We start from the raw sequence: 24,168 nt of genomic DNA, 5'->3' as shown, positions 1-24,168 counted from the left end.
CGTACACCTGTTTCTCTAGTACGCGCTCCGCAGCGCTTGTTCGAGGATCGCCGCGCCCTCCTCGGCCTCGGCGACGGTCAGGGACAGCGGCGGGGCGATGCGCAGGGCGCTGGTGTCGTGGCCGCCGCCCTTGCCGATGAGCAGGCCGCCCTCGCGGGCCGCCTCCAGGATGGCGGCGGCGGCCTGCGGATCGGCCTCGTCGGTGCCCGGCTTGACCAGCTCGATGCCGATCATCAGCCCCCGCCCGCGCACCTCGCGTACGCCGGGCAGCTGGGCGGTGACGGCCCGCAGCCGCTCGATGAGCAGCCCGCCGACCCGGCGCGCGTTGCCCTGGAGGTCGTGCTCGATGAGGTAGGTGAGGTTGGCGAGGCCGGCGGCCATGGTGATCTGGGTGCCGCCGAACGTCGAGATGCTGTTGGCGTCCAGGCAGTTCATGATCTCGGCGCGGGCGATGACCCCGCCGATGGACGTGCCGTTGCCGATGCCCTTGGCGAAGGTGACGATGTCCGGCGGACCGCTCTGGGCGTGCGCCTGCCAGCCCCAGAAGTGCTCGCCGGTACGGCCCCAGCCGGTCTGTACCTCGTCGGCGATCCACAGAATGCCGTGCTCGTCCAGGACCTCGCGGAAGGCGGCGTAGAGGCCGTCGGGCGGGGAGGTGAAGCCGCCGACGCCCTGGATGGGTTCGGCGATCAGGGCGGCGGGCGGCCGGGTGTGCCCGAGGATGTCCCTGAGGTCGGCCACGCACGCGTCGATGAACGCGCGGTCGTCCAGCCCGGCGAACGGACCCCGGCCGCGCACTCCGCCGTGCACGTACAGCGTCTGCAGCGGGGACAGGGAGGTCGGCGACCAGCTGCGGTTGCCGGTGATGCCGACCGTGCTGAAGGAGCGGCCGTGGTAGCTGTTGCGCATCGCCAGGACGGTGTTGCTGCGCCGGTGGGCGGTGGCGAGCAGCAGGGCGGTGTCGTTGGCCTCGGTGCCGGAGGTGGTGAAGAAGACCCGGGCGTCCGGGATGCCGCTCAGCTGGGCGATGCGCTCGGCGAGTTCGACCATCGGCCGGTTCAGGTAGAGCGTGGACGAGTGGATGATCCGCCCGGCCTGCTCGCCGACGGCCTTGGTGACCTCGGGCAGCGCGTGTGCGGTCATCGTGGTCAGGATGCCGCCGAAGAAGTCCAGGTACTTGTGGCCGGCGGAGTCCCAGACGTGGCGGCCCTCGCCGTGGGTGATCTCGATCGGCTCGTCGTAGTAGAGGGCGAGCCAGTCGGGCAGGACCTGGCGGTGGCGGGAGTAGAGGTCGTTCACGGCTGGATCAGTCCTTCGTAGGCGTCGGGGCGGCGGTCGCGGTAGAAGGCCCACAGCTGCCGCACTTCGTCGATCAGGCCGAAGTCGAGATCGCGGACGAGGAGTTCCTCGGACGTGTCGCTCGCGACCTCGCCCACGAACTGCCCACGTGGATCAACGAAGTAACTGGTCCCGTAGAAGTCGTTGTCCCCGTACTCCTCCCGGCCCACCCGGTTGATGGCGGCCACGAAGTACTCGTTGGCGACGGCCGCGGCGGGCTGCTCCAGCTGCCACAGGTGCGCCGACAGCCCGCGGTGGGTGGCGGACGGGTTGTACACCAACTGGGCGCCGTTGAGCCCGAGTTGCCGCCAGCCCTCCGGGAAGTGCCGGTCGTAGCAGATGTAGACGCCGACACGGCCCACGGCGGTGTCGAAGACGGGCCACCCCACATTCCCGGGTTTGAAGTAGTACTTCTCCCAGAAGCCCTTGACCTGCGGGATGTGGTGCTTGCGGTACTTGCCGAGGTAGCTGCCGTCGGCGTCGATCACGGCGGCGGTGTTGTAGTAGAAACCGGACTGCTCGACCTCGAAGACCGGAACGACGATCACCATGCCGGTCTCGCGCGCGAGCTCCCGCATCCGCCGCACGGTCGGCCCGTCGGGCACCGGCTCGGCCCAGCGGTAGTGCTCGGGCTCCTGGACCTGGCAGAAGTAGGGCGAGTTGAAGACTTCCTGGAACCCGATGACCTTGGCACCCTGCCGGGCCGCCTCGCGGGCGTGCTCCTCGTGCTTCGCCACCATGGACTCGGTGTCGCCGGTCCAGGTTGCCTGGACCAGTGCGGCGCGTACGACGTCGGCCATGAGCTGCTCCTTCGACGGGACTCAGAGCCTCTACGCCCGTAGAGCAGGCCTAGAGGGACGAAAGTAAGCCTCCTGGAGGCCCTTGCCAAGACCATCGTCGTCAACCCGACGGAGTCGATCACGTTTCACACGCCGATGGGTGAGCGGCCGATCCGGCCGGCGGGGCGAAGCGGGGCACACCGGGACGAGGCCGACGACCAGCGGTCACGCACCGTGCCCGGCAACCCGCAGAGCGTGTACGAGGTCCCAGTACCGCTCCTCGGAGACGGCACGGGCGGCATCGAGCAGCAGGGGCACGAGCCGAAGCGGATCGGGCAGGACGCTGCGGGCGGCCTCTTCCGCCGCCCGCGCCCGCACACAGGCGTCCAGCAGCGCCCGCGCCTCCCGCTGCCTCCCCGCGCCCTCCAGCCGCAGTACGGCGGCCCCGACCTGCTCGGCCGGCCGGGCCACGCCCTGCCGCAGCAACTGCCGCCCGTCTGCGTCCCGCCCGGCGGCCACCAGCGCGTCCGCGACCCCGACCAGCCGCTCGGCGGGCAGCGAGGCGGCCTCCCACAGTAACGTCGCCCAGTCCGCCCCGAGCCCGGCCCGGTGCAGGGCGTCGACGAGCAGGGGAAAGCGGGCGGGGGGCCACTGCGCGACCTCGACGAGCAGGACGTGCGCCTCACCGGTACGTCCTTCGGTCCGCAACCGCGCGAGCTGTTCCACGGCACCGGCGACGGCCACACCGGCGTCGGCGTCGACCTCCTCCGCGTTCACCGGCTCCGCCTCGACGGGCTGCTCGACTCCCCCGGCGAAACGGGCTCCGCGCGACAGGGGGGCCGACGGCACGGACACCTGCGGTACGGCGGCGGAGGCGGCGGTGTCCTCGGCCATCCCGGCGAAGCGGGCACTGCCGCGCCGGCGCTTGCGGGAGTTGGCGGGGGCGGTTGGTGCGGGGGGCGGGGGTGCGGTGGGCGGGATGTGCGAGGCGGGGGGCTCGGTGCTGTGCGGACGGGCCACGGGGGCTGCGGCGGGGCCGGAGGCCTGAGCGGGGAGGGAGCCGGTGGGCAAGGGGCCCTGCGCAGGAGCGGAGCCGGCAAGCCGCGCGCCTCGGTCCTGGCCGGAACCGGGACGTGGACCGACCTGCTCCGGCCCAGAACCGCCGGCCGCGGGCCCCTGCCCCGAACGGGCGTCACCACGTGGGACGACCCGCTCCGCACCGGCCTCACCACGCAAGGGCGCCCCCGCCGAACCGGACTCACCGACCGAGGAACCCCGCTCCGCACCGAGGCCACCACGCACAACGCCCCACCCCGAACCTGCATCGCCACGCACGGGCACGCCCACCGAACCGGCATCACCACTCACCGGCACCACCGAACCCGACTCGCCGGCCAAGGAGCCCCGCCCCCGACCGTGAACGCCGCCCGAGGCAACCCGCTCCGCACCGGCGTCACCCCGCCGGGGCATCTCCACCTGACCGGAGTCGGCGGCCAGGGGACGACCCAGGCCCGCGTCCGACGGTCCCCGTACCGCCCCCGCCTGGTTGCCCGTCGCCCGTCGGTGCAACGCCGCCAATCGCCCCCGGAGTTCATCGCACCGGGCAGAGGCGCGGACGTAGTCGTCGTGGGCCCAGGCGAGGTCCAGGCGGAGGGCGTCGGCCTCCGCGCCGGAGGCACCCGCGGAGAGCAGGCGGGTCAGCTCGGCCTGGCGGTCGGCGGCGTAGCGTTGCTCGCGGAGCATGACGTCGAGGCGGTCGGCCAGGGCCTCACGCGCCCCGGGGCGGGTGTCGTACGCCGCGAGGGCCGCCCGGTACAGGGCGCGGGCCCGCTCCCGCTCGGCGTCCGCCGCGGCCGTGCCGTAGGCCGCCGCGAGGTCGTCCAGCAGGGCCGCCACCACGTCCCACGGCGGCACCTCGCGCCCGTCCAGGCAGGCCCGCATACCCTCGGGGTCGCGCTGCCAGAAGACGCCGCTCCACCCCTCCCCCTGGTCGAGGCGCGCCAGCAGGCCGTCCAGATAGCCCGCGAACTCCCGCACCCGACCGGGGAGTTGATCCACCGCCATCGCCCAGCTCCCGCCCGACCGCCAGCACTCCGGCCGCCAGGCAACACCAGTCGTGTTACGGCTCTGCTACGCACTGTTTTCCGGCAGTGCGCGGACAGCTCACCCCACCCGTCGCCTCACGCGGCGACCAGGGCACACAGTGCGGCCAGGTCGTCCATCGACAGCCCGAGGACTCCGGCCAGCGCGGCCACGGTGAAGAACGCCGGAGTCGGCGCCCGGCCCGTCTCGATCTTGCGGAGGGTCTCGGCGGAGACCCCCGCCGCGGCGGCGACCTCGGTCATGCTCCGGCCGCCGCGCGCCTCGCGCAGCAACCGCCCGAGCCGCTCGCCGCGTTCACGCTCTTCGGGGGTGAGGGGGGTGCGCACCATGCGCCCATTCTAATACCGGCCACCCCGGCACCCCACCCATTTAAATACCGGTATAGTAATTGGCATGGTGGAACTGAAGACGGACACGTCGATCGACGCGATGCACGCGGCGGGCCAGGTCGTCGGGCGGGCCCTGACGGCCGTACGGCAGGCCGCGGGCGTCGGCGTCTCGCTGCTGGAGCTGGACGAGGTGGCACGGGAGGTGCTGCGCGAGGCCGGGGCGACCTCGCCGTTCCTCGGCTACCGCCCCTCCTTCGCCCCGACCCCCTTCCCGGCGGTGATCTGCGCCTCCGTGAACGACGCGATCGTGCACGGCATCCCCACCCGGTACCGGCTCCGCGACGGCGACCTGGTCTCCATCGACTGCGGCGCGGTACTGGACGGCTGGGCCGGCGACTCGGCGCTCAGCTTCACGGTGGGCCGCCCGCGCCCGGCCGACCTCCGGCTGATCGACACCGCCGAGCGGGCCCTGGCGGCGGGCATCGCGGCGGCCGTCGCGGGCAACCGCATCGGCGACATCGCCCACGCCGTCGGCGAGGTCTGCCGCGCCGCCGGTTACGGCATCCCGCAGGGCTTCGGCGGCCACGGCATCGGCCGCCGGATGCACGAGGACCCCGACGTCCCCAACGAGGGCCGCCCCGGCCGGGGCCTTCCGCTGCGCCCCGGCATGGCCCTCGCCATCGAGCCGATGCTGATCGCGAGCGGCAAGGACACCTTCTACGAGGCGGACGACGGCTGGACCCTGCGCACGAGCGACGGTTCACGCGCGGCCCACGTGGAGCACACGGTGGCGATCACGGAGGAGGGACCGAGGATCCTCACGGCACGGTAGGCGCCCCGAAGGGGCCCCGCACGTGCCACCCGCAGGCATCCGTGACAAGGTGATATGAACCGGCACCAAAGGAACGGAACGCCATGACCAACGGCTACCCTCCCGACCCCTTCGGTGAATTCCTGTCCCGCTTCTTCGGCGGCACCCCCAGCGGAGCGCCCAGGCACATCGACATCAGCCGCCTGCTCAGCCAGCCTGCCCGGGAGCTGGTCAGAGGGGCCGCCCAGTACGCCGTCGAGCACGGCAGCCGGGACCTGGACACCCAGCACCTGCTGCGCGCGGCGGTGGCGGCGGAGCCCACCCGGAGCCTGCTGAGCCGGGCCGGTGCGGATCCGGACTCGCTCGCGACGGAGATCGACGACCGGGCCGGCCCGGTCCAGCACCCGCCGGGCGAGGGGCCGGCGCCGACCTCGCTGTCGCTCACCCCCGCCGTCAAGCGCGCCCTGCTGGACGCGCACGACCTGGCGCGGGCGAGCGGCGCCGGGTACATCGGCCCGGAGCACGTGCTGAGCGCGCTCGCCGCGAACCCGGACTCGGCGGCCGGGCACATCCTGAACGAGGTCCGTTTCTCGGCCGGCGCCGCCCGGCCGCCCGAGGGCCCGGAGACCGTCCCGGTGCGCGTGGAGCGGCAGCGGCCCACCGGTACGCCCACCCTCGACAAGTACGGCCGTGATCTGACCGACCTGGCCCGGCAGGGCCGCATCGACCCGGTGATCGGCCGGGACACGGAGATCGAGCAGACCATCGAGGTGCTCTCCCGGCGCGGCAAGAACAACCCGGTCCTGATCGGGGACGCCGGTGTCGGCAAGACGGCCATCGTGGAGGGGCTGGCGCAGCGGATCACCGAAGGGGACGTACCGGACGGGCTGGCCGGGCGGCGGGTGGTCGCGCTGGACCTGACCGGGGTCGTGGCCGGCACCCGCTACCGGGGCGACTTCGAGGAGCGGCTCAACAACATCGTGGAGGAGATCCGCGCCCACTCCGACCGGCTGGTCGTGTTCATCGACGAGCTGCACACCGTCGTCGGCGCGGGTTCCGGCGGCGAGGGCGGCGCGATGGACGCCGGCAACATCCTCAAGCCGGCGCTCGCCCGGGGCGAGCTGCACATCGTCGGCGCGACCACGCTGGAGGAGTTCCGGCGGATCGAGAAGGACGCGGCGCTGGCCCGCCGGTTCCAGCCGGTCCTGGTGCCCGAGCCGACGGTCACGGACACCATCGAGATCCTGCGTGGGCTGCGCGACCGCTACGAGGCCCACCACCAGGTCCGCTACACCGACGAGGCGCTGGTCGCCGCCGTCCAGCTGTCGGACCGCTACCTCACGGACCGGCGGCTGCCGGACAAGGCCATCGACCTGATCGACCAGGCGGGCGCGCGGGTACGGCTGGGCGCGCGGACCAAGGGGCAGGACGTGCGGGCGATGGAGCGCGAGGTCGAGCAGCTGGTGCGGGACAAGGACCAGGCGGTCGCGGACGAGGACTACGAGCAGGCCAGGCAACTGCGGGACCGGATCGGTGAGCTGAAGGCCCGGATCGCCGAGGCCAGCGGCGGCGAGAAGGCCGACGAGGGGCTGGACCTGGAGGTGACGGCGGAGGCCGTCGCCGAGGTGGTGTCCCGGCAGACCGGCATCCCGGTCAGCCGGCTCACCCAGGAGGAGAAGGCACGGCTGCTCGACCTGGAGCGGCATCTGCACCAGCGGGTGGTCGGCCAGGAGCAGGCCGTCGCCGTGGTCTCGGAGGCCGTACTGCGCTCCCGCGCGGGCCTCGCGAGCCCGAACCGGCCGATCGGCAGCTTCCTGTTCCTCGGCCCGACCGGCGTCGGCAAGACCGAGCTGGCCCGGGCGCTCGCGGAGGCGCTGTTCGGCAGCGAGGACCGGATGGTCCGGCTGGACATGAGCGAGTACCAGGAGCGGCACACCGTCTCGCGGCTGGTCGGCGCCCCGCCCGGGTACGTCGGCCACGAGGAGGCAGGCCAGCTCACCGAGGTCGTGCGCCGGCACCCGTACTCGCTTCTCCTCCTGGACGAGGTGGAGAAGGCGCACCCGGACGTCTTCAACATCCTGCTCCAGGTCCTGGACGACGGCCGGCTGACCGACTCCCAGGGCCGCACGGTCGACTTCACCAACACGGTCATCACGATGACCAGCAACCTCGGCTCCGAGGTGATCACCCAGCGCGGCGCCGGGATCGGGTTCGGGCCGGGCGGGGCGGAGGCGGACGAGGAGGCGCGGCGCGAGCGGATCCTCAGGCCGCTGCGCGAGCACTTCCGGCCGGAGTTCCTCAACCGGATCGACGAGATCGTGGTCTTCCGTCAGCTGACCGGCGAGCAACTCCGGCAGATCACCGGCCTGTTGCTGGAGGGCACCCGCCGGCTGCTGGACGGCCAGGGCGTCACGGTCACGTTCACCGACGCGGCCGTCGACTGGCTCGCCGAACGCGGCTACCAGCCCGAGTACGGCGCCCGCCCACTGCGCCGCACCATCCAGCGCGAGGTGGACAACCAGCTCTCCCGGCTCCTGCTGAACGGCGCGATCACCGAGGGCAGCCATGTCACGGTGGCCGTGACGGACGGCCGCCTGGACTTCCGCACAGGCCGCTCCCAGCCACCGCCACCGGAGCCGTAGAGGCGTACGGCACCGAACAGACGACGACGGCCGTGAAGCCTGCGCCGGCCGCCCCGGTCGACAGGGCGCCGGCGCTGCCCGCATGGCGTCCCTTACGGTGCCGGATCCACCACCATCGCCGATCCCCCACCGCGCCGTACCTTCTCGGCGGCGGCGAGCCACTTGCCGTCGGGCAGGCGTTGTACGCCGGTCGCCGCGCCGATCTCGGGGTTGAGGGAGAAGGAGTGGCCGATGGACTCCAGTTGCTTCCTCACGTCACCGTTGTAGAGGGCCGGTTCGAGTTCCGTCTTCGCCGCGTTGCGCTGGCTGGCGCGGGGTGCGGCGATGGCGTCGACCAGCGGGAGGTGCCGGTCGAGGAACCCGGTCAGGGTCTGCAGCACGGTGGTGATGATGGTCGCCCCGCCCGGTGAACCGAGGGCCACCACGGGCCTGTTGTTCCGGTCGAGGACGATCGTCGGGGAGATCGACGAGCGCGGCCGCTTGCCCGGGCCCGGCAGGTTCGGGTCGTGGACCGCCGGGTTGGCCGGGGCGAAGGAGAAGTCGGTCAGCTCGTTGTTGAGCAGGAAACCCCGGCCGGGCACGGTGATGCCGCTGCCGCCGGTCTGCTCGATGGTGAGCGTGTATGCGACGACGTTGCCCCACTTGTCGGCCACGGTCAGGTGGGTCGTGTTCTGCCCCTCGTACGTCGTCGGGGCCGCCGTACCGCCGGCGCCGCATGACGCGGGGTGGCGCGGGTCGCCGGGGGCGAGCGGGCTGGTGAGGACCGCGTTGTCCTTGATCAGGCAGGCGCGCGAGTCGGCGTACCGCTGCGAGAGCAGTTCCTTCGTCGGTACGTCCTCGAAGGCGGGGTCGCCGACCCAGCGCCCCCGGTCGGCGAAGGCGATGCGGCTGGCCTCGATGAAGTGGTGCAGGTACTGCACCTCGCTCGCCTTCGAAAGGTCGGTCTGCTCCAAGATGTTGAGCGCCTCGCCGACCGTGGTGCCACCGGAGGAGGAGGGCGCGATGGAGTACACGTTCAGGCCGCGGTACGACGTCCTGGTGGGCGCCTGGAACGTGGCCGTGTAGGCGGCGAGGTCCTTCTCCTCCAGCTTGCCGGGGCGGGCGTTCCAGCCGGAGGCGGAGTCCACGGGCGGGTGTTCGACGGTCTTGACGATGTCGTCGCCGATGTCCCCGCGGTAGACGGCACCGACGCCCTTGCGACCCAACTCCTGGTAGGTGCGGGCGAGTTCGGGGTTCCTGAACGTGGAGCCCACGACCGGGAGCTGTCCGTTCGGCAGGAACAGCTTCGCGGTGTCCGGGAAGTAGCGGAACCGCGCCTCGTTGGAGGCGGTCTGCGAGCGGAAGGTGTCGTCCACCGTGAAGCCGTCGCGCGCTATCCGCTCGGCCGGCTTCAGCACCGCAGCGAGCCTCCTGGTGCCCCACGCGTCCAGCGCCGTCTGCCAGGTGGCGGGCGTGCCCGGGGTGCCGACGCTCAGACCGCTGCTGACGGCGTCGGCGAAGGCGAGGGGCTTGCCGTTCTCCAGGAACAGGTCGGAGCCGGAGCTGAGGGGCGCCGTCTCACGGCCGTCGATGGTGTGCACGGTGCGGGTCCTGGCGTCGTAGTAGACGAAGTAGCCGCCTCCGCCGATGCCGGCCGAGTAGGGCTCGGTGACGCCGAGCGCGGCGGCGGTGGCCACGGCCGCGTCGACCGCGTTGCCGCCGCGCCTGAGCACCTCGATGCCGGCGGCCGAGGCGTCCGCGTCGACGCTGGCGACCGCGCCGCCGTACCCGACGGCCACCGGGACCTTGACGGGGGTGCTGCCCGTCGCGGCGGGCGGCGCGGCCGCCCCCACCGACACCACGGCGACCGAGACCGCCAGAACCGCCAGTTTCCGTCTGCCAGGGCGACGCATCCGTACCTCCCGTCGGAACCGGTCAGCGCAGCGTAACGAGATTGCCGGGAGGCCGACAGAGGGCCTCGGCGGGCTGCCACACGAACGTCACACGTCGAACACCGGTGCGCTCCCGGACGCCTGGGGCCGCTAGCATGCCCGGCCATGAACGACGACCTGCGCAACATCGTCCTCGGTCTCGTGGCGGCCGGCATCTCGGCCTCCCTGGGCTGGATCGCCCGGACCTCGCTGTGGCGGCGCAAGCTGCGGCGCAAGCAGGCGTTCTTCGGGCTGGCGGACCACTCCGAGTCGCTGCTGGTGGTGAACCGCAACGCGGGCGGGCCGGACCTGTCGGTGATGCGGTACGACATGTTCGCCCTGCTGGAACTCGCCGCCCTGATCAAGGACTGCCACGCGCACGCCCAGGTCGTGGCGCACGACGCCACCCAGCAGGGCTTCGGCGAGCGGACGGAGTTCTGCGTCGGCGGGCCCTACTCGAACCGCCGGATGGCGGCGCATCTCTCCTCGTTGCTGCCGGGTGTGCGGATCAACGTGGACACCGACGCCGGCGCGGAGACGGGCGCCTTCCGGATCGGCGGGGAGCACTACCGCATGGACGGCGGCCGGAGCGAGTACGTGCTGCTCGCCCGGCTCAGCGCCGACGGGCACGGCGCCGGCCGCCCGGTGTTCCTCTTCTGCGGCCAGCGGGCCATCACCAACCAGGCCGCCACCCGCTATCTCGCCCGCCATCACGAGCGCCTGCACCGCAAGTACGGCACCGGCTCGTTCGTGCTGCTGCTGAAGGTGCTCAACTCGCAGGCGTACGGCCCCGACGTGGTCGAACTGGTGGCGGACGTGACCCGCGCGGCGCGCACTCCCCCGCCCGAGACGGCCTCCGCCGACACGGCCGCTTAGCGCTTCAACAATCTTTACCGGCACGTAACTTACCGACGGGTTACTTGCGGTAAGCGAGCCGGTTACCGTCGGGTCACTTTGCACTGACACGAGTGAAGGAGTGACCCATGGGACAAGGTCGGCACGGCCGCACCGCTCTGCGCACCGCAGCCGCCTCAGCCGTCTCGGCGGCGCTGATCTCCGGCGGTGTCGTCGGCCTGGCCCCGGCCGCCCAGGCCGCCGCCACCCCGTCCGTCCGCTTCGTGGACATCACCGGCGACGGCGGCACCGTACTCAAGGCGAACGTCGTCACACCCGCGAACGCGAACGGCGCCCACCGCTACCCGCTCATCGTGCTGCCCACGAGCTGGTCGCTGCCCCAGGTGGAGTACCTGGCGCAGGCGCAGAGGCTCGCCGACGCCGGCTATGTGGTGCTCACCTACAACGTGCGCGGGTTCTGGCAGTCCGGCGGGCAGATAGAAGTGGCCGGTCCGCCGGACGTGGCGGACGCCTCCAAGGTCATCGACTGGGCCCTCGCGCACACCCCGGCCGACCCGAAGCACGTCGGCATGGCGGGGGTGTCGTACGGCGCCGGGATCAGTCTGCTGGCCGCCGCCCACGACCGGCGGATCAGGGCGGTGGCGGCGCTGAGCGGCTGGGCGGACCTGGTCGACTCGATCTACTCGGGGCGCACCCAGCACGTCCAGGCGCTGGCCGTCCTGGACGGCGCGGCCACCCTGACCGGCCGTGAGAGCCCCGAGCTGCGCGCGATGTTCGACAACCTGTACTCCTCGAACCTGTCGAAGGAGCGGGAGATGATCGCCTGGGGGCGCAAGCGCTCCCCCGCGACCTATGTCGACCGGCTGAACCGGAACGGCGCCGCGGTGATGCTCGCCAACGCGTGGGGCGACACCGTCTTCAACCCGAACGAGTACGCCGACTTCTACCAGAAGCTGACCGTCCCCAAGCGGCTGGAGCTGCGCCCCGGCGACCACGCGACCGCCGAGCTGACCGGTCTGTTCGGGCTGCCCAACGACGTCTGGACGGACACCGGGCGCTGGTTCGACCACTACCTCAAGGGCGCCGACAACGGCATCGACCGTGAGCGGCCGGTCCAGCTGGAGTCCCGTAGCGCGGGGGGATACGAGGGCTACCCGGACTGGAAGTCGGTCGGCGCCACCCGGAAGAAGTTCGCACTCGCCGGCTCGACCACCCTCCACACGGGCGTCGACTCCGGCGCGGACGGCGGGATCGTCTTCCTGTCCAGCATCCTCGACCAGGTCGCGAAGCTGCCGCCCATCGCCTCGATGCCGCTGCTGCCGCGCCGCTGGGCGGCCGTGTGGCAGTCGCAGCCGTACGGCACCGGCCAGCGCGTACGCGGCACGGCCACCCTGCACACCACACTGACCCCGACGGCGGAGAGCGGCACCCTCGTCGCCTATCTGTACGACGTGGGGCCGCTCGGCCTCGGCAAGCTGGTCACGCACGCGCCGTACACCTGGCACGGGCGGACGCCCGGCACGCCGTTCGACGTCACCCTGGATCTATTCTCCACGGCCTACGACGTACCCGCCGGGCACCGCCTCGCGCTGGTGGTCGACACGGTCGACCCGCTGTACATCGAGCACAACCCGTCCGGCGCGCAGCTGACCTTCTCCTCGCCCTCGGACGACCCGTCGTACGTGTCCGTCCCCGTGCGCGAGCAGTGATCTCCGGCTGCCGCCGGACGAGCATGGCCCGTGTGAACTGCCGCCCCTCCTAGGGTTTCGGGGCCAAGGGGGGCTCCCTGCCCGGCAGCAGCGCCCCAGGACCCGGTGTGGCGACCGCCACCGCCTCGGTCTTGGGGCTGCGCTGCTCACGGCGGGACACCCGGACGGCGCACCACGAGAGCAGCATGCACATCCCGATGTAGATCGGCGAGATCACCATCACCACAGGGATGAACGGCAAATCGTAGTCGAGGTTGGAGGCGATGAGTTTCCCGGCGTGGAGGAACTCCTCGTAGGTGATGAGATAGCCGAGGGAGGTGTCCTTCAGGGCCACCACCAACTGGCTGATGATGGCGGGCAGCATCGCGCGTACGGCCTGCGGCACGAGGACGTGCGTCATGACCTGGGTCTTGCGCATGCCGAGCGCGAACGCGGCCTCCGCCTGGCCGCGTTCGACCGCGGCCACTCCCGCGCGGAAGATCTCGGCGAGCACCGAGCCGTTGTAGAGGGTGAGTCCGGCGACCAGCGCGGGCAGCGGCTGCACCCTGAGCGCCACGAAGACGAAGAAGATCATCACCAGGACGGGCATGGCGCGGAAGAACTCCACGACGAGCGTGGCCGCCCAGCGCACCGGCCGGTGGTCGGAGAGCCGCCCGGTGGCGAGCAGCCCGCCGAGGACGAGGGAGAGGACGGCCGCGATCGCGAACGCCTTCAGGGTGTTGCCGAGGCCGCGCAGCAGCAGCTCCTGGATGCCCTTGTACTCGAAGGGCATCCACTTGGTGTAGGTGAACTGGCCGGTGTCGAACAGCAGATACAGGATCCAGGCGACGACGCCGAGGAGCACGGCGGTGGACACCGCGCCATACACGCGATGGCGCCGCCGGGTGCGCGGGCCGGGGAGGTCGTACAGGGCGGTGGTGGTGGTCATCGGGCGACTCCCCACGTCCGCTCCAGCAGGTGGAACAGCGCGCTGATGGCGAGCGTGATGATCAGGTAGCCGACGGCGATCCAGACGAAGGTCCAGACGATGTCGTAGCCGAGCTCGCTGAGCGTCCTGTACGTGCCGAGCAGTTCGGTGACGCTGAACGCGCCCGCGATCGCCGAGTTCTTCGCGAGCGCGATGAGCGTGGAGCCGACCGGCGGGATCACCGACCGGAACGCCTGCGGCAGCACGACCAGGTTCAGCGTCTGGCCGAAGGTCATGCCGAGGCTGCGGGCCGCCTCCCCCTGCCCCGCGGGCACGGTGTTGATGCCGGAGCGCACCGCCTCGCAGATGAACGCCGAGGTGTAGCAGCCGAGGGCGAGGACCGCGAACAGCTGGAAGGGCAGCACGAGTCCGAACCGGGGCAGACCGAGCAGCACCGCGAAGAACAGCAGGGTGAGCGGGGTGTTGCGCAGCACGGTGACCCACACGGTGCCGAAGGCGCGCAGGCCGGCGACGGGGGCGACCCGGAAGGACGCCGTCACGAAGCCCAGCACCAGCGCCAGCAGCCCGGCGCAGACGGTGAGTTCGACGGTGCCGAGAAAGCCCCGGGCATAGGTGGAGAAGTTGTCGGTCAGTACGTTCATGCCGTCCTCGCATCGCGAGCCGGATAGCGGTCGATCGCGGGCGGGTCGGGTGCGGGCACGCCGGACAGGCCGAGCGTGGCCTCGTACGCCTTCTTCCAGTCCCCGTCCTTCTCACGGGCCTGAAGCGCGCCGTCGAGGGCGAGGCGCAGGGCGCTGTCGCCGCGCGGGACACCGATGCCGTACGGCTCCTTCGAGAACGGCCTGCCGACGACCTTCAGTTCGTCGGGGGCCTTGGCCGCGTAGCCGATGAGGATGGCGTCGTCGGTGGTGACCGCGTCGACCTGGTAGGTGAGCAGGTTGTCGACGCAGATCGAGTAGGTGTCGTAGGCGACGAGCGCCGCCCGCGGGTAGTCGGCCTGGATGCGCTGGTACGGCGTGGAGCCGGCGGCCGAGCAGACCCGTCTGCCGTCGAGGTCCTGGGGGCCGTGGATGTCGTCCTCGTCCTTGCGGACCAGCAGGGACTGGCCGGCCAGGTAGTAGGGCCCGGCGAAGCCGACGAGCTTCTCGCGGTTCGCGTTGATGGTGTAGGTGCCGACGTAGTAGTCGATCTGGCCGTTCTGCAGGGCGGTCTCTCGGTTGGCGGAGGCGATCGTCTTGAACTTGACCGACTGGGGCGGGAAGCCGAGGGAGGCGGACATCATCCTGGCGATCTCGATGTCGAAGCCGGCGTAGCCGCCGGTGGCCGGGTCCTTCTCGCCGAGATAGGGCTGGTCCTCCTTGGCGCCGACGACGAAGTAGCCGCGCCGCTTCGCCCGGGTCCAGGTGCCGGAGGCGGGCAGGGTGAAGGCCCGGTCCACCTGGTCGTGCGGGAGCCTGTCGGCCGCCGGGCCCTTGCTCGGCGGGCTGCCGTCCCTGCCGCAGGCGGCGGCGAGCAGCGCGGTGCACAGGGCCAGGGCGGCGGACACACGTGCGGTACGGAACATCGGTCGCACTCCCCCGGTCAGTGCTTGAGGATCTTGGAGAGGAAGTCCTTGGCGCGCTCGCTGCGCGGGGCGGTGAAGAACTCCTCCGGGGCGCGGTCCTCGACGATCCGGCCGTCGGCCATGAAGACGACCCGGTGGGCGGAGGCGCGGGCGAAGCCCATCTCATGGGTGACGACGACCATCGTCATGCCGTCGCGGGCGAGCTGCCGCATGACCTCCAGCACCTCGTTGATCATCTCCGGGTCGAGGGCGGAGGTGGGCTCGTCGAAGAGCATCGCCTTGGGTTCCATGGCGAGGGCGCGGGCGATGGCCACGCGCTGCTGCTGGCCGCCGGAGAGCTGTGCCGGGTACTTGCCGGCGTGCGTGAGCAGGCCCACCCGGTCCAGGAGATCCCGGGAGCGGCGGTCGGCGTCGTCCTTCCCGCGTTTGCGGACCTTGACCTGCGCGAGAGAGACGTTCTGCAGGACCGTCTTGTGGGCGAAGAGGTTGAAGGACTGGAAGACCATGCCGACCTCGGCGCGGAGCCGGGCGAGGGCCCTGCCCTCCTGGGGCAGCGGCTGTCCGTCGAGTGTGATGGTGCCGGACTGGACGGTCTCGAGCCGGTTGATCGTCCTGCACAGCGTCGACTTCCCCGACCCCGACGGGCCGATGACCACGACCACCTCCCCCTTGCCGACGCAGAGGTCGATGTCCCTGAGGACATGCAGTTCCCCGTAGTACTTGTTGACGCCCTGCAGCTCGATCAACGGATCGACGGCCATACGCAGCCCTACTCGCTCTCAGCCGTGTCGTGGTTGCCGCAACCTATCCAGACACCACAGGGGTTGAGCTACGACACGCACTTTTCGGGCATTAGCCGTATTTACGCCCAGCAGGGGCGGGCTCAGACTTCGGCGATCTCGCCGTACAGCTGGGACAGCTCGGGCACGCCGCTCGCCGCCCAGTCCTGCCCGGCATCCACGACCTCGAACTCCCGGCCGGAGGCGAGGAGTACGACGGGCTCGCCGTCGGAGCGGATCCGCCAGGCGGCTCCGGGCACGGTGCGCACCACGACCGTGCCCAGATACAGCCCGGCGTCATGGCCGAGCCAGGGCAGGGTCTCGGCGTCGTCACGCCAGCGCGGGACCAGCTGGTCCAGGGCCTCCAGGGAGGCCGGGGTGTCGTCGAGGCGGACGCCGTCCTCGGCCGCCTGCGCGCGCAGCAGCTCGCACTCGGCGAGCAGCGCGGCGACCGCCTCGGGGTCGGCCGGGAGCTCCGTGTCGCCGTGCTTGTGGTGCCGGTGGCCCAGGAACGGAAGGTTCATGGACCCAGCGTGGCATCAGACGTCGAGGTCGACCACCACGGGCGCGTGATCGGAGGCACCCTTGCCCTTGCGCTCCTCGCGGTCGACGTAGGCGTCCTTCACGGCCTTGGCGAACGGCGCGTTGCCGTACACCAGGTCGATGCGCATGCCGCGGTTCTTCGGGAAGCAGAGCTGGCGGTAGTCCCAGTAGGTGTACGGGTGGTCGTACTTCAGCGGGCGGGGCACCACGTCGTTCAGGCCCGTCTCGCGCAGCGCGGTGAGGGCGGCGCGCTCGGCGGGGGTGACATGGGTGGAGCCCTCGAAGACCGACGGGTCGTAGACGTCGTCGTCCGTCGGCGCCACGTTGTAGTCACCCATCACGGCGAACGGCCGGCTGCCGCCCGCGTCACCGGCGACGGCCGCCTTGAGGGCCTCGAACCACTGGAGCTTGTAGGCGTAGTGCGGGTGCTCCACCTCGCGGCCGTTGGGGACGTACACCGACCAGACGCGGACCGGGCCGCAGGTCGCCGAGATGGCGCGCGGCTCGGTCACGCCGTCGTAGCCCGGGTCGCCGGGCAGGCCCTTGACCACGTCCTCGAGGCCCACTCTGGAGAGCACCGCCACGCCGTTCCACCGGCCGGTGGCGTGGACCGCCGCCTCGTAGCCCAGCTCGCGCAGCTCGTCGACCGGGAACTGCTCCTCGGCGACCTTGGCCTCCTGCAGGCACAGCACGTCGGTGCCGCTGCTCTCCAGCCAGGCCAGCAGCCTCGGGAGGCGGGCGGTGATCGAGTTCACGTTCCAGGTAGCGATGCGCATGCTTCACAACCTACCGGGCCCCTCTGACAACGTGCCTCAGACGTCCGCCGAGGCTCCCGGGGCCAGCCGCTGGTGGTCGGTGCCGCCCAGGGCGCCGATCTGGCGGTCGTAGACCGGGCGGGCGAGGTCGGTGAGCAGGGCGTCGTGGACGTCGTAGGCGCGCTGCGGCTTCACCTCGCGGACGTAGTCGATGACCTCGGAGATCTTGTTCCAGGGGGCCATCACCGGGAGCATCAGGGTCTCCACCGGGTGGTCGGGGACGGTGAGGGCGTCGCCGGGGTGGAAGACCCTGCCGCCGTCGATCAGATAGCCGACGTTGGTGATGCGCGGGATGTCCGGGTGGATCACGGCGTGCAGCTCGCCGTGGACCTGCACGTCGAAGCCGGCCGCGGTGAAGGTGTCCCCGTGGCCGACGGTGTGCACCCGGCCCGGGAAGGCCGCCGCGATCTGGTCGGCGACGGACTTCAGCGTCCAGATCCCGGCGGCCGGGTTCGCCTCCAGGGCGGCGCGCAGCCGCCCCTCGTCGAAGTGGTCCGGGTGCTCGTGCGTGACCAGGATCGCGTCCGCGCCGACGGCCGCGTCCTGCTCGCTGAAGCCGCCGGGGTCGATGACGAGGGTCCGCCCGTCCTTCTCGAGACGGACGCAGGCGTGGGACTTCTTCGTGAGCTTCATGCTTCCCCATCCTGCCGAACCCGGCGATGTTCAGCCCATCCGGTGGTCACGCGTCGGGCGTGGTCTCCTCCTGAATGACCTGCTGGGCCACCCGGAACGCACTGTTCGCGGCCGGGATCCCGCAGTACACGGCCGCCTGGAGCAGCACCTCCTTGATCTCGTCCGGGGTGAGGCCGTTACGCAGGGCCGCCCGGGTGTGGAAGGCCAGTTCCTCCAGGTGCCCGCCCGCGACCAGCGCGGTCAGCGTGATGCAGCTGCGGGTACGGCGGTCCAGGCCCGGCCGGTCCCAGATCTCGCCCCAGGCGTAGCGGGTGAGGAAGTCCTGGAAGTCCCCGGAGAAGTCGTCGGCCGCGGCCAGCGCCCGGTCCACGTGCGCGTCGCCGAGCACCTCGCGGCGGATCTTCAGCCCGGTCTCGTACCGGTCGGACTGCCCGGGGCCTCGCACCGGTACGGCGGCCGGAGCGATCTCGGCGACCGGCACGGCCTGCGGCGGCACGGCCGGAACGGGGACGGCGGGCAGGCTCGGCAGGGCCGTCTGCCCGGTGTCGTACGGCTGCTGCCAGGCGGTCGCGAAGTGGTGCGTCAGCAGGTCGGTGACGGCGGCCGGCTGCTCGACCGGGACCAGGTGGGAGGCGCCGGGGACGACCGCGAGCCGGGCGTCCCGGATGCCGGCGACCAGGGTGCGGGCCTCGGCGGGGCCGGTGACCTGGTCGTCGGAGCCGACCAGCACGAGGGTCGGTACGCCGACCCGGCCCAGCTCGGCCCGTACGTCGAAGGCGGCCAGGGCCTCGCAGGCGGCGATGTAGCAGCCGGGGTCGGTGGTGCGGACCATCTGCACGGCCCACTCGGTGATCGCGGGCTGGGCGGCGGCGAACCCGCCGGTGAACCAGCGGTCCGGGGAGGTCCGGGCGATCGGTTCGAGCCCGTTGGTGCGTACGATCACCCCGCGCTGGCGGAACTCGTCGGCGCTCCCGAACCGGGGCGAGGCCGCGACCAGCGCCAGCGAGGCGAGCCGCTCCGGGTGGCGCAGCGCCAGCTCGATCCCGATCGCACCGCCCAGCGCACAGCCCGCGTACCCGAACCGCTGCACACCGGCCGCGTCCAGCGTGGCCAGCAGCCGGCTCGTCAGCTCGCCGACGGAACCGGCCGGATGAGCGGGGGCGCCGCCGTGCCCGGGCAGATCGAAGCGGAGGACCCGCCACTGCTTGATCAGCTCCGGCACCTGGCGGTCCCACATGTGGCGTGTTGTCCCGATGGACGGTCCGAGGACCAGGACCGGGGCGCCTTCCGGCCCGTCAAAGCTGTATTCCAGGGGTTTGGTCGTCGTCGTGCTCACAGGCTCACGGTGCCACATCTCGCCTGTGGCGCTGAGACGGGGGCATGCCGGTCACCCGGCCGCGGCTCGCAGCTGCGGGCCGGTGAGGGAGAGCCGGCCTCCGGACTGCGTGATCTGCGAAGCGGTCGCCGCGACGAGTGTGATCGTGCGGGTGGGGGTGACGGGGTGCGAGAGCCAGTCGGGTACGGCGTCGGGGGTGATGGTGACGGTGCGGGCCGCCGGGAGCGGGCCGGCGCCGAGGGCCGTGACCGTGCCGGACAGCGTGCGGACGTAGAGGGTCACCACGCCGTCGGCGCCCTGGCCCCTGAGGGTGGACGTCGTCGCCGGCCCGGCCCGAAGGCGCATCGCCGCACGGCCCCGGCCCGCGGTCAGGTCGAGGTCGACGGCGTCCAGTGACCGTACGGTGAGTTTCAGTGCCCGGACGGTCCCGGCCGCAGTACGCACCGTGACCACCCCGCGGAACCTCGCGCCGCGGAGCACGAGCCGGTCGGCGCGCAGCACCCAGGAGATCTTCGCGGGGCGAGCCCAGGACGGGTCGAGAGGTGCGTCGGCGGGCGCCGAAGAGACGCTCGCGGTTGCTCGCGCGGTACCGTCCGCCGGTCGCGGGGCGTGTGGGGCCGTAGACCCGGGGGCGGAGTGTGCCGGCGAGGCACCGGCCGGTTCCGGGGCGGTGCTGTCCGTGGCCGTCGGCGAGGCGTACGCCGTTGCCGTGGGGCCGGATTCCGTGCCGGAGCCGGGCAACGTGCCGGCCACCCACGGTGTGGCGAGGTGCAGCGCCAGGGGCGCGCAGGCCACGGCCAGCGCGCAGGCGAGAGGCCGGGGTACCCGGCCGAGTGCGCGACGGGTCGCTCTCGTGCGGCCGGGGTGACGGCGCCCGGAGGCGCGCTCGCGGGAGTGCGCGGTCCGGCCGGTGCGGTGGTCAGCTGCCACTTCGGCCCTCTCCCACCGCAACCGCCGTGGCCGTGCAGTCGCTCGGCGTCGGCGGCTCGTCGGCCGCGGGCGGCATCCAGGCACAGGCCAGGGAGCCGCCGATCAGGCCGGAGGCCACACCGAGGAAAAGGCCGCCGAAGTTCGCGACGGGAAAGGAGACGAGGGCGAGCAGGAGGGTGGCGATCCCGGCGAACACACGAAGGTGGGGGCGACACCAGAGCGCGATCCCCAGTACCAGGAGCAGAATTCCGACCACCAGGGACCCGGCACCGGACGTGGTCGACAGGGCGAGCGGAATCCCGCCCAGGTCCAGGTGCGCGTAGGGCCAGTAGAGGACGGGCAGACCGGCGGCGAACGTGAACAGCCCGGCCCAGAAGGGGCGTTCACCACGCCAGGTGGCGAACCTGCGCCGGAACTCCGGTGCTGTGGCGAGCGGTTCACGTCGTCCGCTGAAGGGGTTGGTGATCACGCGTCCTGTCCTGATCAGTGGTGCCGTGGTCCCCGCACGGGGGCCACCCGGTCAGAAGCATGTGTGGTTGCCTTGTTCGAGCCGCACGCGCAGGCCCGGAATGTGGAACGTGCCGGCGGAGAGCGCGACCGCGCTCACCCGTACGTCGGTCAGGGCCGCCGACAGAGCCTGCTGGCCGACGCCGTCGGGATCGAAGAACCGCGAGTCCCTGTCTCCGGGCCTGACCGGGCCCTTGGCGATGGCACCCTGGGCGACACCGATGTCGAGGCCGGTGAAATTCGCGTCCTTGGCCGAATCGGTTGTCGCGTCGAGGAAGAAGTCCGACGCTTCGGCGGGCCGGTCGTCACCGCCGGTGAGCCGCAGAGTCCGCGTGCCCAGCACCGGGATGTCGACGAGAACGGACTGGCACAGCCCGCTGATCGTCGCGTGCCGGAAACCGGTGACCAGGACGGGTACGAGTTCATGTTTCCTGGTCACGTCGATCATGCCGTAGAGGCTGAACCCACGGGCGGTCAACGAGTCGGCGGTGACCTGGAACTTCTGGCCGGAGATGAAGAAAGAGGCGGCGAGTACTCCCTGTGCCATGGCGACGCCGACCGCCGCACACGCTGCGACGCTGGGCACCAGGACCACCGCGAAACGCCTCCAACGGGTTCTCCCGGCGCGGTACGACATCCCGTCTCCTTCAGTCGTGAGGCGAACCCGCCCGTGCCGGACAAGGCGAAAAACGCCTTGTTTGTCCGGTGATGGATCCTAGGCTTCCGGGTGCGGCAACCGACTGCACGCCAGGTCCTCCGTACGAGTGATGCATGGTGTGTACGACGGCATCGCTCGCTCCCGAGCCCGGGGCGTGGGCGCCAGGCGGCGACGGACCGGTGGCCCGTCGCCGCGCGGAGTTACCGGGAACCGTCCTCGTGCGAGAGCTCCACGTCGAAGTCGGTCACGTCGCTTCCGTTCAGGCGCAGTGACGCGGCGACCGGCGCGTAGCCGCCGGCGATGACCGTGTAGGCGCCGCCGTCCAGGTCGGTGAACCCGTAGGCGCCGTCGGCTCCGGTGATCGCGGTGCCGACCACGTTGCCGGCCGAGTCCAGCAGGGTGACCTTGGCGTCGTCGAGCGGCCGGCCGTCGGCGGTGCTGACGACGCCGTTCAGCCGGGCGCCGGACTCGAGGCGGATCTCGTGGACGTCCGCGGCTCCCGGGGTGACGTCGACGGGGACGGCGGCCGGGCGGTGTCCGACCGCGTTCACCACGAGCGTGTAGCTGCCGGGGACCAGATCGGCGAGCAGGAAACCGCCGTCGGCGGCCGAGCTCCCGGAGGACACGACCTCGCCGCGCACGTCGGTGGCGACCAGCAGGGCTCCCGCCAGCGGCTGCCCGTCGGCGGCGTCCCGGACCGACCCGGTGAGGGCGACGGTGCCGCTGAGCGCGAGGTCGCACTCGACCGGTTCCTCGCCGACGACCACGGTGACGGCCTGCGGCTGCCGGGCACCGGCGGCGGCGATCAGCACATAGGTGCCGGGGCCGGTGGCGGTCACCGTGTAGGCCCCGTCCGCGCCGCTGACGGCCCGGCCGAGCTGCCGCCCGCCCACGTCGATCAGGGTGATCACGGCCTGCGGCACCGGCGCGCCCGTGCCGTCCAGCACCCGGCCGCGCACGCCGTGCCGCGAGGACGCGGGCACGGGTGCGAACCTGTCGGCCGCCGGCCCGGCGTCGGGCAGGCTTTCGCCGGGTGCCGGTGCGGCGACAGCGGCCGTGGCCGGCTCCGCACCCTGCTCAGCGCTCTTCTCGGCGGCCTGCGCCTCCAGTCCGGAGACCTTGCGCAGCGGGACCTCCTTGGTCCACAGCGCGACCAGGAAGCCGAGGACCATCACGCCCGCCGCGATGAGGAAGACGAGCTGCATCGAGTCGGTGAAGCCGACCTTGAACGGCTCGGCCAGGCGCGGGTCGAGCCGCTGGATGAACGAGGAGTCGTCGAGCACGCCCGAGCCGCCGCCGCTCGCCGCCGGATGCTTGAGCATCGCCAGCACGGGCGCGTTGGCCGGGTCGGCGTGTACGGCCGGGTCGTGCAGCGCGGCCTGGAACGCGGGCGTCTGCGCGGCGGACCGGAAGGCCGAGCTGATCTTGTCGCCGACGGTGCTGAACAGCACGGAGAGGAAGATCGCCGTACCGGCGGTGCCGCCCATCTGCCGGAAGAAGGTGGCCGACGCGGTCGCCACACCCATGTCCTTGGGCTCGACGGCGTTCTGCACGGCCAGGGTCAGGATCTGCATGCAGCCGGCGAGGCCGATGCCGAACAGGGCCATGTAGGCCATGGTCTCCGGCAGCGCCGTGTCCCACTGCACCCGGTAGTGGAACAGCAGCAGGGCCGCGATGATCAGTGCGGTGCCGATGACCGGGAAGATCTTGTACTTGCCGGTCTGCTGGATGATGCGTCCGACGACGATGGTGCCGGCGATCATCCCGACCATCAGCGGCAGCATCAGCAGACCGGACTTGGTGGGGCTGACGCCCTTCACGATCTGCAGGTACAGCGGAACCATCATCATCCCGCCGAACATGCCCATGCCGACGATCACGGACAGCAGGCTCATCTTGCTGAACACCGCGCTGCGGAACAGCCGCATCGGGATCAGGGCCTCCTCGCCCATCGCCCGTTCGACCAGGACCCACACGATCAGGCCGACCACACCGACGCCGTAGCAGACGTAGGCCTTGGTGGAGGTCCAGCCCCAGGTCTGGCCCTGCTCGGCGACGAGCAGCAGCGGTACGACACCGAGGGCGATGGTGAGCGCGCCCCACCAGTCGATGCGGTGCTCGCGCCGGGTATGGGGGAGGTTCAGCACCTTGGCGACGACGAAGAGGGCGATGATGCCGACCGGCACGTTGACCAGGAACACCCAGCGCCAGCCGGCGATGGCCAGGATGCTGCCGCGGCCCGCGAGGAAGCCGCCGATCAGCGGGCCGAGCACGCTGGAGGAACCGAACATCGCGAGCATGTAGCCCTGGTAGCGGGCCCGCTCGCGGGGCGGCACGATGTCACCGATGATCGCCAGCGCCAGCGACATCAGGCCGCCCGCGCCGATGCCCTGGAAGGCCCGGAAGGCGGACAGCTCCGTCATCGAGGTGGCGAACGAACAGGCCGCCGAGCCGGCGATGAAGATCGTGATGGCCGCCAGGAAGAAGGGCTTGCGGCCGTAGAGGTCGGACAGCTTTCCGTACAGCGGTGTGCTGATGGTGGACGTGATCAGGTAAGCGGTGGTGACCCACGCCTGCGCGCTGAGTCCGTGCAGATCGTCGGCGATCGTACGGATCGAGGTGCTGACGATGGTCTGGTCGAGCGCCGCGAGGAACATCCCCAGCATCAGGCCGCTGAGGATCGTCATGATCTGCCGATGCGTCAGCCTGCCGGCCGGCGGTGCCGATCCGGATCCGGATATCGCTGCGGTTTCCCCGCGGACCGGGGATGCGGACGTGGTCATGCGTGCGGATCTCCCACCAGGTCGTCGTCGAAAGGCCTCAGCGAACGGAGGGATACGGAGGGTACGGACGAGTACGAAGGGCTCGCACACCGCGTGCCCGGCGCTGTCCCGACCGCTCCGTTCGCTTGTGCCGGTCGTGCTCCACGTTCTGTTGCTTGCGGCTACCAACTGAGTGTAGGCCCCGGGCGCGGCGCGCTGTGTCGCGCCTGTGGCGAC

General features: G+C 71.7%; 21 protein-coding genes. 4 read left to right on the top strand and 17 right to left on the bottom strand.

Going from position 1 to position 24,168, the window contains the following annotated elements:
- Window positions 1–15 precede the first annotated feature (15 nt).
- From ACH47Z_RS20655 to ACH47Z_RS20640, 4 genes are all read right to left on the bottom strand, one after another.
- Entirely contained in the window at window positions 16–1,299 is a 1,284-nt protein-coding gene (locus tag ACH47Z_RS20655) for an aspartate aminotransferase family protein (RefSeq protein WP_399075593.1), read from the bottom strand.
- Entirely contained in the window at window positions 1,296–2,138 is an 843-nt protein-coding gene (locus ACH47Z_RS20650) for a nitrilase-related carbon-nitrogen hydrolase (protein ID WP_399075591.1), read from the bottom strand. Before ACH47Z_RS20650 ends, ACH47Z_RS20655 begins: the two co-directional genes overlap by 4 nt.
- A gap of 204 nt (window positions 2,139–2,342) precedes the next feature.
- Entirely contained in the window at window positions 2,343–4,181 is a 1,839-nt protein-coding gene (locus ACH47Z_RS20645; protein ID WP_399075589.1) for a hypothetical protein, read from the bottom strand.
- 116 nt (window positions 4,182–4,297) lie between these two features.
- Window positions 4,298–4,549 (bottom strand): helix-turn-helix domain-containing protein, encoded by a 252-nt coding sequence (locus ACH47Z_RS20640; protein ID WP_399075587.1) that lies wholly within the window; start codon window positions 4,547–4,549, stop codon window positions 4,298–4,300.
- 64 nt (window positions 4,550–4,613) lie between these two features.
- On the opposite strand from ACH47Z_RS20640, the gene map reads away from it, so the two are divergent.
- The gene (map, locus tag ACH47Z_RS20635) at window positions 4,614–5,381 is read left to right on the top strand and encodes a type I methionyl aminopeptidase (RefSeq protein WP_399075584.1); all 768 of its coding nucleotides are present in this window, start codon (window positions 4,614–4,616) and stop codon (window positions 5,379–5,381) included.
- A gap of 83 nt (window positions 5,382–5,464) precedes the next feature.
- On the top strand, window positions 5,465–8,002 hold the full coding sequence (locus ACH47Z_RS20630) for an ATP-dependent Clp protease ATP-binding subunit (protein WP_399075582.1): 2,538 nt from the start codon (window positions 5,465–5,467) through the stop codon (window positions 8,000–8,002).
- A gap of 92 nt (window positions 8,003–8,094) precedes the next feature.
- Here ACH47Z_RS20630 and ggt read toward each other — a convergent pair whose 3' ends face one another.
- Window positions 8,095–9,894, bottom strand: a complete 1,800-nt coding sequence (gene ggt, locus ACH47Z_RS20625) for a gamma-glutamyltransferase (RefSeq protein ID WP_399075580.1) — start codon at window positions 9,892–9,894, stop codon at window positions 8,095–8,097.
- 144 nt (window positions 9,895–10,038) lie between these two features.
- Here ggt and ACH47Z_RS20620 point away from each other — a divergent pair, with 144 nt between their 5' ends.
- Both ACH47Z_RS20620 and ACH47Z_RS20615 read left to right on the top strand, forming a co-directional pair.
- Entirely contained in the window at window positions 10,039–10,788 is a 750-nt protein-coding gene (locus tag ACH47Z_RS20620; RefSeq protein ID WP_399075578.1) for a hypothetical protein, read from the top strand.
- A 107-nt stretch (window positions 10,789–10,895) separates the two neighbouring features.
- The gene (locus tag ACH47Z_RS20615; RefSeq protein WP_399075576.1) at window positions 10,896–12,476 is read left to right on the top strand and encodes an alpha/beta fold hydrolase; all 1,581 of its coding nucleotides are present in this window, start codon (window positions 10,896–10,898) and stop codon (window positions 12,474–12,476) included.
- 49 nt (window positions 12,477–12,525) lie between these two features.
- On the opposite strand, the gene ACH47Z_RS20610 is transcribed toward ACH47Z_RS20615, so the two are convergent.
- The 12 genes from ACH47Z_RS20610 to ACH47Z_RS20555 all read right to left on the bottom strand — a co-directional run bounded on the left by ACH47Z_RS20610 (window position 12,526) and on the right by ACH47Z_RS20555 (window position 23,856).
- Window positions 12,526–13,404, bottom strand: coding sequence for an amino acid ABC transporter permease (locus tag ACH47Z_RS20610; protein ID WP_399075574.1), 879 nt, complete (start codon window positions 13,402–13,404; stop codon window positions 12,526–12,528).
- Entirely contained in the window at window positions 13,401–14,045 is a 645-nt protein-coding gene (locus ACH47Z_RS20605; RefSeq protein WP_399075572.1) for an amino acid ABC transporter permease, read from the bottom strand. Before ACH47Z_RS20605 ends, ACH47Z_RS20610 begins: the two co-directional genes overlap by 4 nt.
- The gene (locus tag ACH47Z_RS20600) at window positions 14,042–14,968 is read right to left on the bottom strand and encodes a glutamate ABC transporter substrate-binding protein (RefSeq protein ID WP_399075570.1); all 927 of its coding nucleotides are present in this window, start codon (window positions 14,966–14,968) and stop codon (window positions 14,042–14,044) included. The genes ACH47Z_RS20605 and ACH47Z_RS20600 overlap by 4 nt, the downstream gene beginning before the upstream one ends.
- A gap of 17 nt (window positions 14,969–14,985) precedes the next feature.
- Window positions 14,986–15,729, bottom strand: coding sequence for an amino acid ABC transporter ATP-binding protein (locus tag ACH47Z_RS20595; RefSeq protein ID WP_399075568.1), 744 nt, complete (start codon window positions 15,727–15,729; stop codon window positions 14,986–14,988).
- 122 nt (window positions 15,730–15,851) lie between these two features.
- Window positions 15,852–16,271, bottom strand: a complete 420-nt coding sequence (locus ACH47Z_RS20590; protein WP_399075566.1) for a DUF6278 family protein — start codon at window positions 16,269–16,271, stop codon at window positions 15,852–15,854.
- A gap of 15 nt (window positions 16,272–16,286) precedes the next feature.
- A complete protein-coding gene (locus ACH47Z_RS20585; RefSeq protein WP_399075564.1) occupies window positions 16,287–17,066 on the bottom strand; it encodes an exodeoxyribonuclease III in 780 nt (259 codons plus the stop codon).
- Window positions 17,067–17,102: 36 nt separating this feature from the next.
- Window positions 17,103–17,738 carry an MBL fold metallo-hydrolase gene (locus tag ACH47Z_RS20580; protein ID WP_399075562.1) on the bottom strand — a complete coding sequence of 212 codons (636 nt, stop codon included), beginning with the start codon at window positions 17,736–17,738 and terminating at the stop codon, window positions 17,103–17,105.
- A gap of 46 nt (window positions 17,739–17,784) precedes the next feature.
- Window positions 17,785–19,074, bottom strand: a complete 1,290-nt coding sequence (gene pcaC / locus ACH47Z_RS20575) for a 4-carboxymuconolactone decarboxylase (protein WP_399075560.1) — start codon at window positions 19,072–19,074, stop codon at window positions 17,785–17,787.
- Window positions 19,075–19,125: 51 nt separating this feature from the next.
- Entirely contained in the window at window positions 19,126–20,004 is an 879-nt protein-coding gene (locus tag ACH47Z_RS20570) for a hypothetical protein (RefSeq protein ID WP_399075558.1), read from the bottom strand.
- A complete protein-coding gene (locus tag ACH47Z_RS20565) occupies window positions 19,994–20,473 on the bottom strand; it encodes a DUF6114 domain-containing protein (RefSeq protein ID WP_399075557.1) in 480 nt (159 codons plus the stop codon). Before ACH47Z_RS20565 ends, ACH47Z_RS20570 begins: the two co-directional genes overlap by 11 nt.
- A 51-nt stretch (window positions 20,474–20,524) precedes the next feature.
- Window positions 20,525–21,148 carry a DUF6230 family protein gene (locus tag ACH47Z_RS20560; protein ID WP_399075555.1) on the bottom strand — a complete coding sequence of 208 codons (624 nt, stop codon included), beginning with the start codon at window positions 21,146–21,148 and terminating at the stop codon, window positions 20,525–20,527.
- A gap of 221 nt (window positions 21,149–21,369) precedes the next feature.
- Window positions 21,370–23,856, bottom strand: a complete 2,487-nt coding sequence (locus ACH47Z_RS20555; RefSeq protein ID WP_399075553.1) for an MFS transporter — start codon at window positions 23,854–23,856, stop codon at window positions 21,370–21,372.
- Window positions 23,857–24,168: the final 312 nt, after the last annotated feature.

Origin of the sequence: Streptomyces sp. NPDC020192 (assembly GCF_044388685.1) — a bacterium.
Taxonomy (GTDB): domain Bacteria; phylum Actinomycetota; class Actinomycetes; order Streptomycetales; family Streptomycetaceae; genus Streptomyces.
Note: the sequence above shows the minus strand (reverse complement) of the source record. Positions and strands in the feature narration are given on the sequence as shown.

Excerpts from the sequence above, each read along its gene's own strand:
- ACH47Z_RS20650 (WP_399075591.1), bottom strand. The coding sequence starts at position 2,138 with ATGGCCGACGTCGTACGCGCCGCACTGGTCCAGGCAACCTGGACCGGC.
- ACH47Z_RS20645 (WP_399075589.1), bottom strand. The coding sequence starts at position 4,181 with ATGGCGGTGGATCAACTCCCCGGTCGGGTGCGGGAGTTCGCGGGCTAT.
- ACH47Z_RS20640 (WP_399075587.1), bottom strand. The coding sequence starts at position 4,549 with ATGGTGCGCACCCCCCTCACCCCCGAAGAGCGTGAACGCGGCGAGCGG.
- map (WP_399075584.1), top strand. The coding sequence starts at position 4,614 with ATGGTGGAACTGAAGACGGACACGTCGATCGACGCGATGCACGCGGCG.
- ACH47Z_RS20630 (WP_399075582.1), top strand. The coding sequence starts at position 5,465 with ATGACCAACGGCTACCCTCCCGACCCCTTCGGTGAATTCCTGTCCCGC.
- ggt (WP_399075580.1), bottom strand. The coding sequence starts at position 9,894 with ATGCGTCGCCCTGGCAGACGGAAACTGGCGGTTCTGGCGGTCTCGGTC.
- ACH47Z_RS20620 (WP_399075578.1), top strand. The coding sequence starts at position 10,039 with ATGAACGACGACCTGCGCAACATCGTCCTCGGTCTCGTGGCGGCCGGC.
- ACH47Z_RS20615 (WP_399075576.1), top strand. The coding sequence starts at position 10,896 with ATGGGACAAGGTCGGCACGGCCGCACCGCTCTGCGCACCGCAGCCGCC.
- ACH47Z_RS20610 (WP_399075574.1), bottom strand. The coding sequence starts at position 13,404 with ATGACCACCACCACCGCCCTGTACGACCTCCCCGGCCCGCGCACCCGG.
- ACH47Z_RS20605 (WP_399075572.1), bottom strand. The coding sequence starts at position 14,045 with ATGAACGTACTGACCGACAACTTCTCCACCTATGCCCGGGGCTTTCTC.
- ACH47Z_RS20600 (WP_399075570.1), bottom strand. The coding sequence starts at position 14,968 with ATGTTCCGTACCGCACGTGTGTCCGCCGCCCTGGCCCTGTGCACCGCG.
- ACH47Z_RS20595 (WP_399075568.1), bottom strand. The coding sequence starts at position 15,729 with ATGGCCGTCGATCCGTTGATCGAGCTGCAGGGCGTCAACAAGTACTAC.
- ACH47Z_RS20590 (WP_399075566.1), bottom strand. The coding sequence starts at position 16,271 with ATGAACCTTCCGTTCCTGGGCCACCGGCACCACAAGCACGGCGACACG.
- ACH47Z_RS20585 (WP_399075564.1), bottom strand. The coding sequence starts at position 17,066 with ATGCGCATCGCTACCTGGAACGTGAACTCGATCACCGCCCGCCTCCCG.
- ACH47Z_RS20580 (WP_399075562.1), bottom strand. The coding sequence starts at position 17,738 with ATGAAGCTCACGAAGAAGTCCCACGCCTGCGTCCGTCTCGAGAAGGAC.
- ACH47Z_RS20560 (WP_399075555.1), bottom strand. The coding sequence starts at position 21,148 with ATGTCGTACCGCGCCGGGAGAACCCGTTGGAGGCGTTTCGCGGTGGTC.
- ACH47Z_RS20555 (WP_399075553.1), bottom strand. The coding sequence starts at position 23,856 with ATGACGATCCTCAGCGGCCTGATGCTGGGGATGTTCCTCGCGGCGCTC.